Origin of the sequence: Paraburkholderia atlantica, assembly GCF_009362785.1 — a bacterium.
Classification (GTDB): Bacteria; Pseudomonadota; Gammaproteobacteria; order Burkholderiales; family Burkholderiaceae; genus Paraburkholderia; species Paraburkholderia atlantica.
In genome coordinates, this window is the sequence record NZ_WHNQ01000004.1 from 294319 (window position 1) to 307222 (window position 12904).

Consider the following 12904-nt stretch of genomic DNA (forward strand, 5'->3'; position numbering starts at 1 on the left):
GAGCCGGAGAAACCTCGATCAGGCCGTCACGGCAGCCCGACGCGGTGACACTGCCGACACGACGAAGCTCACGACGATGTTCGCGACCAGCGCGATCAGGCCGATATACAGCGGATAGTTCTCGTGGCCGAAATGCAGGCCATACACCGGCTTGAGCCCTTGCGAAATCGCGAGGCCGGTGCCGAGCACGATACCGACGAGCCAGCCGAGGAACAGACCCGGCGTGTTCAGACGGCGCGTGTACAGCGTGAACACGATGGCCGGGAAAATCTGCAGAATCCACACACCGCCGAGCAGTTGCAGGTCGATCGCGTACTGCGTCGGCAGGAACACGATGAACAGCAGCGCGCCGAACTTGACGACCAGCGAGACGATCTTCGCATTGGCCGCTTCCGCTTGAGGCGAGAGGTTCGGCGACACCAGCGGACGCCACAGATTACGCGTGAACAGATTCGCCGCGCCGATCGACATGATCGCGGCCGGCACCAGCGCGCTGATCGCAATCGCAGCGGCCGCGAAGCCGACGAACCACGACGGGAACAGCGTACCGAACAGCGTCGGCACCACGTCGCTTGCCGACTTCACGTTCACGCCCGCGGCGATCGCCATATAGCCGAGCAGCGCGATCAGGCCGAGCAGCACCGTGTAGGCAGGCAGGAAGATCGCGTTCTTGCGAACCGTCTTTGCCGACGACGACGACAGCACCGCCGTCATCGTATGCGGATACATGAACGCAGCGAGCGCCGAGCCGAGCGCGAGCGATGCGAACGCGGTGTACTGGTTCGGCTTCAGCAGAATGCCGGTCGCGCCGCCCTTCGCCTGGAAGTGCGCATCGGCCAGTTCGAACACGTGCCCATAGCCGCCGAGCTTCACCGGAATCAGCCATACCGCCGCGATCACGACGATATAGATCATGATGTCCTTGACGAACGCGATCATCGCCGGCGCGCGCAGGCCGCTCGCATACGTATAGAGCGCGAGGATCACGAACGCGACGATCAACGGCAATTCGCCGCTGACTCCTAGCCCCTTGATCACGACCTGCATGCCGACCAGCTGCAGCGCGATATACGGCATCGTCGCAACGATGCCCGTCAGCGCGATCGCTGCCGGGAACCACTTGCCGCCGTATTCGCCGTGCACGTAGTCGGCCGCGGTGATGTGGTTCTTCGCGTGCGCAACCCTCCACAGCTTCGGCATCACCGCGAACACGAACGGATAAACGATGATCGTGTACGGCAGCGCGAAGAAGCCATACGCGCCCACCGAAAAAACGAGCGCGGGCACTGCGATCACCGTATAAGCGGTGTAGAAATCGCCGCCGACCAGGAACCACGAAATGACCGTGCCGAACTGCCGGCCGCCGAGGCCCCACTCGTGCAACTGCGTCAGATCGCCACGCTTCCAGCGCGCCGCGAAAAAGCCGATTACCGTGACGAGCACGAAGAACGCGATGAAGACCGTCATCGCAACCGGGTTCACAGGATTGATATCACTCATTTGAGACCTCGATACACGATGTAAATCAGCAGCGAGGTCAACGGCACCCACAGAAACTGATACCAGTAGAAGAACGGAAAGCCTGCGAGCGACGGATGCGTGTCGTTATAGAACGGCAGCCACAGCAGCGCGATATAAGGGATCAGCAAAATGAGCCAGAGCCATGAACGGCCGGCCGGCGGGGAGGTCTCCACGAACGTCTCCTTGAGTATTATCGACAGCACGCGCGATGGCGCGTGCGGGGAAATCGGGAACGCCGCACACTCCCCCGCCAGGCATGGCTCAGCGCGGGATGCGACGGGCATGTAGTATTCGCCTTCGCGCGTTTCCTTACAAGCGCGCAACTACGTAAGCCGTCTACGTAATAATACGTAGCCCGTTGACTGGCTTTTTTCAACGATGAAACTCAAAGCAAAGATTGTGCTGCTGGCGATCGTGCCCTTTCTGGCCGCGATCGCCAGCATCGAGACCGGCGTGCGCCGCGAAGCGACGGCGCTCGCCGAGCGCCAGCACGCGACCACCCAGGCCGCCTACATGGCCAGCAAGGAGGTCGAGCTCAAGCACTACGTCGAGCTCGCGACCACCGCGGTCGCGCCGCTCTACGAAGCCGGCGGCGACAACGCCCGCGACGACGCGCTGCTGCGCACGCGCGCGCTCGCGGTGCTGGAAAAGATGAATTTCGGCGAGGACGGCTACTTTTTCGTGTACGACCTGCACGGCCGCACGCTGATGCATCCGCGCGAGCCGGATCTGGTGGGCCGGGACCTGTGGTCGTTGCGCGACAGCCACGGCGCGCCGACGATCCAGCAGCTGCTCGCCGCGGCCGCGCGCGGCGGCGGCTACGTGCGCTATCTGTGGCATCGGCCGTCGACCGGCAAAGAAGAGTCGAAACTCGGCTACGTGGTGCCGCTCGAACGCTGGGGCTGGATGCTCGGCACCGGCATTTATCTCGACGACGTCGACGCGGCGCTCGCGCATATCGACGCCGAGGCCGCGGCCAATATCGCTCGCACGATGAAGTGGATCGACGCGATCGCGGTGGCCGGCCTTGCGGTCATCGCGCTGTGCGCGCTGGTGCTGAACGTCACCGAATATCGCAGCGCCGACGCGAAGCTGAAGCGGCTCGCGCAGCAGGTCGTCGAGTCGCAGGAAAACGAGCGCGCGCGCCTGTCGCGCGAACTGCACGACGGCATCAGCCAGATGATGGTGTCCGTGAAGCTGCTGCTCGAATCGGCGCTCGCGCGGCTTGAACGCGGCGACGCGCGCGTGCCCGCCGCCGAGGCCGCGTTGTCCACCGGACTCACGCGGCTCGGCGATACGCTGCGCGAAGTCCGGCGCATTTCTCATGCGCTGCGTCCGTCGATGCTCGACGATCTTGGCGTTGCCGCCGCGATCGAACAGCTGACGCGCGAACTCGGCGACGAGTCCGGTATCGCGATCGGCTTCACGCAGATCGCGCACACGCATGCGGCCACGCTGCCCGATACGGTCAACACGGTGCTATTTCGCATCGCCCAGGAAGCGCTGACCAACATCGTGCGGCATGCGCAGGCGTCGAGCGCGGCGCTTGCGCTCGAAGTGTCGCGCGATGCGGTCGCGCTGACGATCTCCGACAACGGCCGCGGCTTCGACGTGGCCGACGCATTCGTCGGCGGACTCGAAGGCGTCGGCCTGCGCAACATGCGCGAACGGCTCGAAGCGCTCGGCGGCACGCTGTCGCTGAATTCGCAGCCGGGACACACCGTCGTTACCGCGCGCGTGCCGCTGCCAACGACGCACGCCACGGTGCCGCCCCTGCAGGAACTCTCATCATGAACGACACGACCTCTCCTTCGATCGCGCGTCTGCTGCTCGTCGACGATCATCCGCTCGTGCGCGACGGTCTGCGCGCACGTCTCGAAGCGGTGCGCCACTTCGAAGTGGTCGGCGAAGCGGGCGACGCGCAGCAAGCGCTCGCGCTGGCCGAACGACAGGCGCCGCATCTGGCGCTGATGGATGTCGGCATGAAAAGCGGCATGAACGGCATTGCGTTGGCAGGCCTTTTTCACGAGCGCTTTCCGGCGATTCGCGTGCTGATGCTGTCGATGCACGACAACCTCGAATATGTGACTCAGGCGGTGCGCGCGGGTGCCAGCGGTTACGTGCTGAAGGATTCGCCGGCGCTCGAAATCATTCAGGCGATCGGCGCGGTACTCGACGGCAAGACGTTCTTCAGCGCGGAGATCAGTGCCCGGTTGATCCAGGCGTCGGCGACGCAATCGCCGGTCGAACGTTTGACCCCGCGCGAGCGCGACATTCTCGATGCGCTTGCCGAGGGACTGTCGAGCAAGCAGATCGCGCAGCGCAACGATCTGTCGGTGCGAACCGTGGAGACACATAGGCTGAATCTGAAGCGCAAGCTCGATATCGAAGGACAGGCCGAGTTGATCAAGTTCGCGGTCGAGAATCGGCGCAACAAGCGTTGAGGTTCGCGGGCGCGCGATAATGGGCGGTCCACACCTGGAGCGACTACAGCATGAAACGCGTGTTCGAACTGAGTCTCGCCAGCCTGATGCTTTGCGTGGCCGCGGCTCGCGTTTATGGCGAACCCGCGCGCGTCAATCGCGGCCACGATCCATTTCTGCCGATCTCCAAAGCTGTCGCCGATTGCCCGACGCCGCTTGGCCCATTCGAAACCGAAAAGGAATGGCTCGACGATAGCCATTACCGGATCGAACGCGGCAATAGCTGCTGGATAGAAGGCCGTTGCCGTTTGCCGAACGCGTATCTGTACGACGCGGAAATCGCCGACAGTGTGCAACGGCGTCTCGCGAATCTGAACGTCGCGACGCACTGGCGCGAGCAATCCACGCTATGGCTCACGCTGCAACGCCGCTTTATCTACGTCGAAGGCTGCGTCGCGCCGGGCTTCGACAAGAAGACCTTCCTCACCGAACTGGCCAAGACAGCGGACGTCGAGCGCGTGATCGACAACACGATTACCGATCCTCACGCCACGCAGTTGCCGTACCGCACGCAGGCAGACCCGGATAAGTCCGTGCTCAATCCGGGCAATTAGCGCGGCAACTGGCGATGTTCGCCCCTGGCATCTACTGTCTGCTATATCGGCAAACGTCGATAGCAACGCAGAAATCGTTCGTTGGGCCCTTATAACGTCATTGCTAACATCGGCGGCCCTATCCTACGGTCCGCAATAACAATGACAACACCTCGATTTCGCCGTACCAGCTATCGCCCTTCAATGCGTCTCGGCATGATCGGCGCCGCCGTAGCGAGCCTCGTCACGCTCGCGTCGTGCGGCGAAGACAACCTGCCGAGCGCGGCACCCGCGTCCACGCCGGTCGTCGCGCAGAAGCGGCCGAACATCCTGTACATCATGGCCGATGACCTCGGCTACTCCGACATTCACGCATTCGGCGGCGAAATCAACACGCCCAATCTCGATGCGCTCGTGCAAAGCGGCCGCATCCTGACGAATCACCACACGGGCACCGTCTGCGCCATCACGCGTTCGATGCTGATCTCGGGCACCGATCACCATCTGGTTGGCGAAGGCACGATGGGCGCGCCGACCGACGAGCGCAAAGGACTGCCGGGATACGAAGGCTACCTGAACGATCGCGCGCTATCGGTTGCGCAGTTGCTGAAGGACGGCGGCTATCACACGTACATGGCCGGCAAGTGGCACATCGGCTCGGGCATCGTCGGCAGCTCGACGGGCAGCGGGCAGACGCCGGACCAATGGGGTTTCGAGCACAGCTACGCGCTGCTCGGCGGCGCCGCGTCCAATCACTTCGCGCACGAACTGGCCGGCTCGAAGAACTACACCGAAGACGGCAAGTACGTGCAGCCGGGTCAGCCCGGTCAACCGGGCGGCGCGGGCGGCAGCCCAGCCGTGTTCTACTCGACCGATTTCTACACGCAGCGCCTGATCTCCTATATCGATTCGAACAAGGGCGACGGTAAGCCGTTCTTCGCGTACGCGGCCTATACGTCACCGCACTGGCCGCTGCAAGTGCCCGATCCTTATCTGCACAATTACGTCGGCAAATACGATGCCGGTTATGACGCGATCCGCGATGCGCGTATCGCCCGGCAAAAAGCGCTCGGCATCATCCCGCAAGACTTCGTGCCGTACGGCGGCGCATCGGAGACGCTGGCCGCGAGTCCGGCCACGGCAAACAACGGCACCACGAACGCGAAATACGTGAGCGCCGTGAACAGCGCCGTGCAGGGCTACACAGATTACGGTCCCGGCTTCGTGAACAAGAAGTGGGACAGCCTGTCGCCGGCCGAGAAGAAGGCGCAGGCACGCTATATGGAAATCTACGCTGGTATGGTCGAGAACCTCGATCACAACATCGGCCTGTTGATCCAGCATCTGAAGGACATCGGCGAATACGACAATACGTTCATCGTGTTCCAGTCGGATAACGGCGCGGAAGGCTGGCCGATCGATTCCGGCGCGGACCCGACCGTCACCGACATCGCGAACGCGGCCGATCCAACCTACTCGCAACTCGGCACCGACAACGGCAAGCAGAACGCGCAACGTCTGCAATACGGCTTGCGTTGGGCCGAAGTGAGCGCGGCGCCGTTCCGCCTGACCAAGGGTTATTCGGGCGAAGGCGGCGTGTCGACCCCGTTGATCGTGCATCTGCCGGGACAGACTTCGCAGAAGCCGACGCTGCGTGAATTCACGCACGTGACCGACAACACTGCGACGTTCCTCGCGGTCGCGCAAATCGCGCCGCCGACCACGCCCGCGCCCGCGCTGATCAACACGCTGACTGGCGTCGATCAGAACAAGGGCAAGGTGGTCTACAACAACCGCTATGTGTATCCGATCACCGGAAAATCGCTGCTGCCGCAGCTCGAAGATCGGAGCACGGCGCCCGTGCATAGTGCGTCGTTCGGCGACGAAGCCTACGGCCGCGGTTATCTGCGCAGCGCCGACGGCCGCTGGAAAGCCCTGTGGACCGAACCGCCGCTCGGCCCCGTCGACGGTCACTGGCAGTTGTACGACATGAACGCCGATCGCGGCGAAACGCAGGACGTGTCGGCGCAGAATCCGTCGATCATCGATGGTCTCGTGCAGCAGTGGAACGACTATATGACTAGCGTCGGCGGCGTCGAGCCGTTGCGTCCGCGCGGTTACTACTGAGCACCCGATGGCGTTTTCATTCAAGCTCAAGGGCGGCGTGGCGCTGTATGGCGCATACGCCGCGGTCGCGGCGGTTGCATTCGCCGCCGCGTTCGCCGCGCCTTCCATCGGTGCGGCGAGCGCGGCGGTATTCGGCGGCGGCCCATCCAGCGCATTCGACAGCCTGAACCGCTCGCGTCCACTCGCCGCGCTCGGCTCCGAACAGCAATGCGAGCGTTACTCGGGCCTGCCCGCGCGCTGGCGCGACGACCCGCACGCCGGCATGGTGCATCTGCATGGCGGCGACTTCGTGTTCGGCAGCAAGCTCGGTTACGAAGACGAGCGCCCGGCCGGCGACGGCAAGACGCACGTTGCGGGTTTCTGGATCGACCAGACCGACGTCACGAATGCGCAGTTCGCCGCGTTCGTGCGCGCGACCGGCTACGTCAGCGATGCGGAGCGCCAGGGCGGTGCGGTCGTTTTTCACACGCCGACGCGCGAGGAAATGAACGCGCGTGATCTCGCCTGGTGGAGTTGGGTCAAAGGAGCCGCGTGGAATCATCCGGGCGGCCCCGGCAGCAATCTCGACGGCCGCATGAATCAACCGGTGACGATGGTCACGCAGGCCGATGCACTCGCGTACGCACACTGGCTCGGCCGCGATCTGCCGACCGAAGCCGAATGGGAATACGCGGGCAAAGCCGGCCATGAAGGCGCGGATCTCGACACCGCGCCGCGCGACGCGCACGGCAAGCCGAGCGCGAACTACTGGCAAGGCGTGTTTCCGGTGCTCAACACCAGCGAGGATGGTCATGTCGGCCTGTCACCGGTCGGCTGCTATGCGGCGAACGACTTCAGGCTTTACGACATGATCGGCAATGCGTGGGAATGGACCAAGGACGTGTACAGTGGTCCGCACCAGTCGCATACGAACGGCGATACCGCGGCCGTGGCGCCGCTCAGTCGCCGGCACGATACGCCGATGGTCATCAAGGGCGGCTCGTTCCTGTGCGCGCGCGACTATTGCGTCAGATATCGCGCAGCGTCGCGCGAGCAGCAGGAAGCCGATTTGCCGGCTTCGCATATCGGTTTTCGCACGGTGTCGAGGGATCAGTCATGAAGCGATATGCGATTGCCGCGCTAGCGCTCGCGGTGCTGACTGCGTGGCTGCCTGACCCCGCGCATGCTGCCGCGCAGACGATCAGGGTCGGCGTGAGTTCGGGCGCGCAAGCGGAGATCATGAACGAAGTGCGCCGCGTCGCCGCGACCGAGGGTCTGGCGCTCGACGTCGTGGTGTTCGATCAGCCATCGCGGATCGACGCAGCGCTCGTCGCGAAACAGATCGACGTCGCGAGCTTCGAAGACGAACCCGCCCTCGACGCGCAACGCAAATTGCATGGTTACGCACTGACGAGCGTGGCCACGACCGTCACGTTTCCGGTTGCGCTCTATTCGCGTAAGCTGACGAGTCTCGTCCAATTGCAGCGCGGCTCGACGATCGCGATTCCCGACGATCCCGCCGGCACCGCACGCGCGCTGATCCTTCTGCAAAACGAAACGCTGCTGACGTTCCGCGACAGCGCGGGCCTGCACGCGACGCTCGCCGACATCACGAGCAACCGTCTCCATCTGAAGATTCGTCAGGTGCCGCGCGCGCGTCTGTACGACTCGTTGAACAGCGTCGCGTTCGCTGTGATCGACAGCGACACGGCGGCGCGCTCGGGTCTTCGCCCCGCGCGCGACGGCCTCAGTCTCGAAGACGCGCGCTCGCCGTACGCGAACGTGCTGACCGTGCGCGACAGCGATCGCCAGCACGCATGGGTCGCGCAACTGGTCGCCGCCTATCATTCGAATGACGTCGCGCATTTCATCCTCACGCGTTATCAGGACTCGGTGCGTCGGCCGTGGTGAACACGTTTTCGTTTTCCTGCTCCGCGTGCGGTCGATGCTGCAACAGCCCGCCGTCGATGACGCTGGCTGAGTTGTTTCGCCATCCCGACCGGTTTATCGGCTGCATCGCGATCGGACGCGTGGCGCGCAGGCGGCCCGGCGAACGGCTGCGTGTCGGCCGGCATGAAGCGGTGCTCGACGACGCCGACTGCGCGGCGTTCGAGGCGCTCGCCGATACGCTGCTGTATCGCGCGGGCGACACCTTCAGCATCGTCGCCCAGGGCTTCGACTATCCGTCGCTCGCGCGCTGCCCTGCTCTCGCGGACGACGGACGCTGCTCGATTCATCTGCAAGGCAAGCCGCTGACCTGCGAGGTGGTGCCGCTCGAGCCGCTCGTGCCGGACAGCCTGCAATATCTGGTGCTGGCTGAACGCGGCGACAGCGCCATCTACGTCGGCAGCGCATGTATACAGCAAGGCAAACGCGACGATGCGGCGTTGCTGGTCGACGCAGGCCGCATTGCCGATCCGCAAGCTGAAGATGCGCTCGCGCGGCGGCGTCGCGCGCTCGAACAGGAGCGCGCAATCTGGACGCAAGCCGTATTCGATGCATTGCGCGCCGACCTGTTCGGCTCACCCGCCGCGCTCGCCCGCATCCCAGCGGGGGGTTTTCTGACGATCTCGCTCGTGCCGGCACTGCTGAGCGTCGCGGCGGCATCCTCGCGCTGCCGCGAGCTGTGCATCGACTATATCGACAGCCAGTTGACGTTGATCGATCGCAGCATCGCGCAAGCTCTCACACGACGCCGCCTCGACGATCGTCCGGTCACGCAGCAACTGCGCGGCTTTGCCAATGCGTATCGGCACGCGAAAGCTCGCCTCGTCGATGTGGCTGCCATTGAGCAACACCACGGCACACTGGCCGCGCGGCGCGACATTGAAGCGTACCTGAGCAGCGCCGTTCACTGATCCGCCGGCGCCTCGACACATTGGCGCAGGTATTCAAAGCTGCGTGTCCAGCAGCCGTACGAACTTTTCGACGATCTTCTCGGTGATCGAACGCCGCGTCCATGCTTCGAGTGTGATGCGCTTCGACTTCGCGATGTCGTCATTGAACGCGGCGGTCTGCTGCCTGGCGAAATCGCGGTCGTAGATGTTCAGGTTCGCTTCGTCGTTCAGCTTGAACGAGCGGTTATCGAAGTTCGTCGAGCCGACCGACACCAGGTACTCGTCGACCACCAGCAGCTTGCAATGGAACATGGTCGGCTGGTACTCGTAGATCTCGACGCCTACTTGCAATAGATCGCCCCAGCACGCCCGCGACGCTTCGCGCACCGTGTGCGTGTCGATGCGTTTTCCCGGCGTGACGATCTGTACTTTGACGCCGCGTTTCGCGGCTTCGACGATCGCGTTGATGGTGAGCTTGTCGGGCACGAAGTACGCGCTCGCAAGCCGCAAACTGCGCGTGGCGGCAGTGATGGCCATCAGGTACATCAACCGCATGTCGTCGCTGCCGCCCGACGGCGAACTGCTGAACATATGCGCGAAACCCTCGCCCGCTCCTTTCGGCTCGGCGTCGATGTGCGGAAAATACCTGGGACCGTGCAATACGTTGCCGGTCGCCTTGATCCAGTTATCCATGAACACGGCCTGCATATGGGCGACCGCCGGACCGGTCAAGCGGAAATGCGTATCGCGCCAATGCTTTTCGTCCTGCGCATGGCCAGTCCACTCCGGTGCAATGCCGACCCCGCCCGTAAAACCGATCCGGCCGTCGATCACCAATAGTTTCCGGTGCGTACGATCGTTCATGCGACCGAGTCCGGTCCAATGCGGCTTGTGAAACTTGACCACTTCGGCGCCGGCCTCGCGCAGCAGTTCCAAATAGCGCCGATCCATTTTCGACGAACCGACCCAGTCGAGCAGTACATGCACGGCGACGCCTTCACGCGCCTTATCGGCAAGCGCGCGCGCAATCTGCTCGCCGATCTCGCCGGACCAGTAAATGAACGTTTCAAATGTGATGGTTTCGCGCGCCGACCGAATACCTTCGAGCATCGACGGAAAGATCTGGTCACCGTTGAGCAGCATCTCGAAGCGATTACCCGCCACCACGGGTGGACCGAGCAATAGACCCATCGAGCGGAGGAATTGTGGATCTTCGCTCTTATAGAGCCGCTCGATCTTGTGTTCTATTTTCTTCTCGCCGCTCGACAGATTGGCGATCACGAGAACGATCACCAGCGTGACGAACGCGGTAATAACAATGGTCAGCATGCGTGGCCTCGATGGCAGGCGGCGGAACACGGCACGCGCACCCCTGGTCCGACAGGAAAGTGCCGGACTCGTGCCTGGCATTCACGATCTTCCCGTCATGCACGGCGCGTGCCCGCATCGGGACCGCGCCTTGCTTTCCGGTTCCAACGCCCTATCTGACCAATGCGAATGCCTCGCGACTTGCTATTTCACCCGCGCCGAATACGCCGATGACGGTATAGTCCGACGCCACGCATTCGAACGTCGATGCCCGAAACGTAATGACGAAATGTCGCCGCGCCGGTGCCGCAGCAGCAATGGCGATAGAGTCCGTCGCGACGGCGGCAATCTCCGCGCACAACGACGAATTGACGACTTCATGCACCGCGTAGCCGGCGAGACCTTGCGCCGAGAGCGGATGAATGGCGAGATCGTCATCGCCCGGCGGCCCGAGACGATGAAACACGGCGTCGGCGAACAACACCGCGCAAAAAGGATCGTCGTCGGGATCGAATGGCCCGAACCGTTCAAAGTCCGACTCCGAGATCGGATAAGTGAGGATTACACGGCGATCGCTGGCGACGATGAATGGCTCGGCGGCATCGGCGGCCGGATGAGGAACGGAGTCCAGCAGGAAGACCTGATCTTCCTGCCGGGATGCATCGAAGGTGCTAACCATCTACTTCACGACTCCGCGGCTATTACGCGCCTGCTTGCGTTTCGGGCGTTTGCGGAGCCGCTGCGACGGGGGCGGCCGTGCTCTTTGCGGAAGCCTTGCGGGCCGGTGCTTTTCTTGCGATCTTCACTGCGCTTTTGCGGCCAGCGGTTTTCTTCACCGCGGCTTTCCGGCTTGCCGGCGTCGCCTTTTTGGCTGCGGTCTTTTTCACGGCCGTCTTGCGCGTTGCTTTTTTCGCCACTGCTTTTTTGGCCGTGATCTTCTTGCCTACCGCGCTTGCGGTCGCTTTCGCCTGGCCGCTCTTGGCCGCCGCTTTCGGCGCAGCAGCCGCGCTCGCGCCATCGATCAGGAATTTGCTGCGATCCTTAACGGAAGCGAGCCATGCCGGCGCCGGACCGCGACCGCTCCAGGTCGCGCCGGTTTTCGGATCCAGGTACTTCGGCGGCTGGGCACCTTTCGGCTGACCTTTGCCGCGCTTCGACACGGGAGTAGCCGCGGCTTTGCTTGCGCTCGCAGCGTCGATCAGGAACACCGTGCGGTCCTTCGCGCCGGCGATCCAGCCGGGCGCGCGGCCGTGACCTGTCCAGGTCGCGCCGGTTTTAGGGTCGCGGTACTTCGCCGGCGTTGCCGACTTGGCGGCTTTGCTCGCGCCAGCAGGTCTTCCCCGTCCCGTACCCGCATTGCCATTCAGACCTCGCGCGACACGTCGTGCCTTTGCCTGTGCTTCGATGTCGGCAGTCGTGAGACCGTGCTTGAGCATCAACTCGCGAATCTGGTCGACCGCGGCTTGTGCTTTTCTGGCAATGAGAACGTCAGCTTGCGCCTGGAGCTTCTTAAGCTTTGCTTGGATTTGCTCTAACGAAGGCATTTGATTGCTCCTTATGTGGTAATCGTCGAACTATGCCATGAATGACGGAAGAAAGGCAGTCTATTGACCTATCCTGAGCTTCAGTACATCGATACGAGCGCCGATTCAGCTTTCAAAATAACAAAGCTTTCAGGTTTTCTACCGGGTCATCGAAGCTTTCTTCCTTTTCCTTCCCTCGTGATTCTTCTTTTTCATTTCGGTTCCACCACTCAGATAGGTGTAAAAACGACGACCTGGCGATCGGCAATGTACCTCACACTCCGTATAAAACGGTAGTGTTGACCGTCCGCCGTTATCCGGTTCAGGCCGAGGCGGGTCAGTGCCAGCATTTCATCTGCCTGGAAAGCGTCGACGACACCGGATTCCGTTAAATCCTCCAATGCACCGGATGGATTTCCGACATAAACGCTGCGCGCCTGCTTGCCGATCCGCATGACGACCACGCTTTTTCCCTCGTCGAGTGCCAATTCGAGAAACCCCGCGAGCGTACGCAACGACTCCGGCGTGCAAGTCCTGGTCTGATAGATCGCTGCATTCGATGGCGTCATTTGTGTTTCCCCGTCATCCGCATC

The 12904-nt window shown here is 62.9% G+C and carries 13 protein-coding genes; 7 read left to right on the forward strand and 6 right to left on the reverse strand.

The annotated features are described in order from the left end of the window. Positions 1–18: 18 nt before the first annotated feature. Together mctP and GCT19_RS07950 are read right to left on the reverse strand one after the other, a co-directional pair. Positions 19–1500: a monocarboxylate uptake permease MctP gene (gene mctP, locus GCT19_RS07945; RefSeq protein WP_018434173.1), complete on the reverse strand. Its 1482-nt coding sequence runs from the start codon at positions 1498–1500 to the stop codon at positions 19–21. Then, positions 1497–1694, reverse strand: a complete 198-nt coding sequence (locus GCT19_RS07950) for a DUF3311 domain-containing protein (protein ID WP_018434172.1) — start codon at positions 1692–1694, stop codon at positions 1497–1499. Before GCT19_RS07950 ends, mctP begins: the two co-directional genes overlap by 4 nt. Positions 1695–1899: 205 nt before the next feature. On the opposite strand from GCT19_RS07950, the gene GCT19_RS07955 reads away from it, so the two are divergent. The 7 genes from GCT19_RS07955 (at position 1900) to GCT19_RS07985 (ending at position 9501) form a co-directional block, all read left to right on the forward strand. Further along, the gene (locus GCT19_RS07955) at positions 1900–3315 is read left to right on the forward strand and encodes a cache domain-containing protein (RefSeq protein ID WP_152851563.1); all 1416 of its coding nucleotides are present in this window, start codon (positions 1900–1902) and stop codon (positions 3313–3315) included. Beyond that, positions 3312–3965, forward strand: a complete 654-nt coding sequence (locus tag GCT19_RS07960; protein ID WP_018434170.1) for a response regulator — start codon at positions 3312–3314, stop codon at positions 3963–3965. The genes GCT19_RS07955 and GCT19_RS07960 overlap by 4 nt, the downstream gene beginning before the upstream one ends. A 50-nt stretch (positions 3966–4015) precedes the next feature. Next, on the forward strand, positions 4016–4558 hold the full coding sequence (locus GCT19_RS07965) for a hypothetical protein (RefSeq protein WP_152851564.1): 543 nt from the start codon (positions 4016–4018) through the stop codon (positions 4556–4558). 183 nt (positions 4559–4741) lie between these two features. Beyond that, positions 4742–6664: an arylsulfatase gene (locus GCT19_RS07970; protein ID WP_152851641.1), complete on the forward strand. Its 1923-nt coding sequence runs from the start codon at positions 4742–4744 to the stop codon at positions 6662–6664. A 7-nt stretch (positions 6665–6671) separates the two neighbouring features. After that, positions 6672–7763 carry a formylglycine-generating enzyme family protein gene (locus GCT19_RS07975; protein WP_152851565.1) on the forward strand — a complete coding sequence of 364 codons (1092 nt, stop codon included), beginning with the start codon at positions 6672–6674 and terminating at the stop codon, positions 7761–7763. Beyond that, positions 7760–8554 (forward strand): MetQ/NlpA family lipoprotein, encoded by a 795-nt coding sequence (locus tag GCT19_RS07980; RefSeq protein WP_152851566.1) that lies wholly within the window; start codon positions 7760–7762, stop codon positions 8552–8554. Before GCT19_RS07975 ends, GCT19_RS07980 begins: the two co-directional genes overlap by 4 nt. Positions 8555–8610: 56 nt before the next feature. Beyond that, positions 8611–9501: a hypothetical protein gene (locus GCT19_RS07985; RefSeq protein WP_152851567.1), complete on the forward strand. Its 891-nt coding sequence runs from the start codon at positions 8611–8613 to the stop codon at positions 9499–9501. Between the two features lie 33 nt (positions 9502–9534). On the opposite strand, the gene cls is transcribed toward GCT19_RS07985, so the two are convergent. The 4 genes from cls to GCT19_RS08005 all read right to left on the reverse strand — a co-directional run bounded on the left by cls (position 9535) and on the right by GCT19_RS08005 (position 12880). After that, complete coding sequence (gene cls / locus GCT19_RS07990; RefSeq protein WP_152851568.1) at positions 9535–10809, reverse strand: cardiolipin synthase; 1275 nt, start codon at positions 10807–10809, stop codon at positions 9535–9537. A gap of 151 nt (positions 10810–10960) precedes the next feature. Then, positions 10961–11467 (reverse strand): hypothetical protein, encoded by a 507-nt coding sequence (locus GCT19_RS07995; protein ID WP_152851569.1) that lies wholly within the window; start codon positions 11465–11467, stop codon positions 10961–10963. Between the two features lie 22 nt (positions 11468–11489). Continuing rightward, positions 11490–12332: an H-NS histone family protein gene (locus tag GCT19_RS08000; RefSeq protein ID WP_152851570.1), complete on the reverse strand. Its 843-nt coding sequence runs from the start codon at positions 12330–12332 to the stop codon at positions 11490–11492. Positions 12333–12541: 209 nt separating this feature from the next. Beyond that, the gene (locus GCT19_RS08005; protein ID WP_018434161.1) at positions 12542–12880 is read right to left on the reverse strand and encodes a hypothetical protein; all 339 of its coding nucleotides are present in this window, start codon (positions 12878–12880) and stop codon (positions 12542–12544) included. Between the last annotated feature and the right edge of the window lie 24 nt (positions 12881–12904).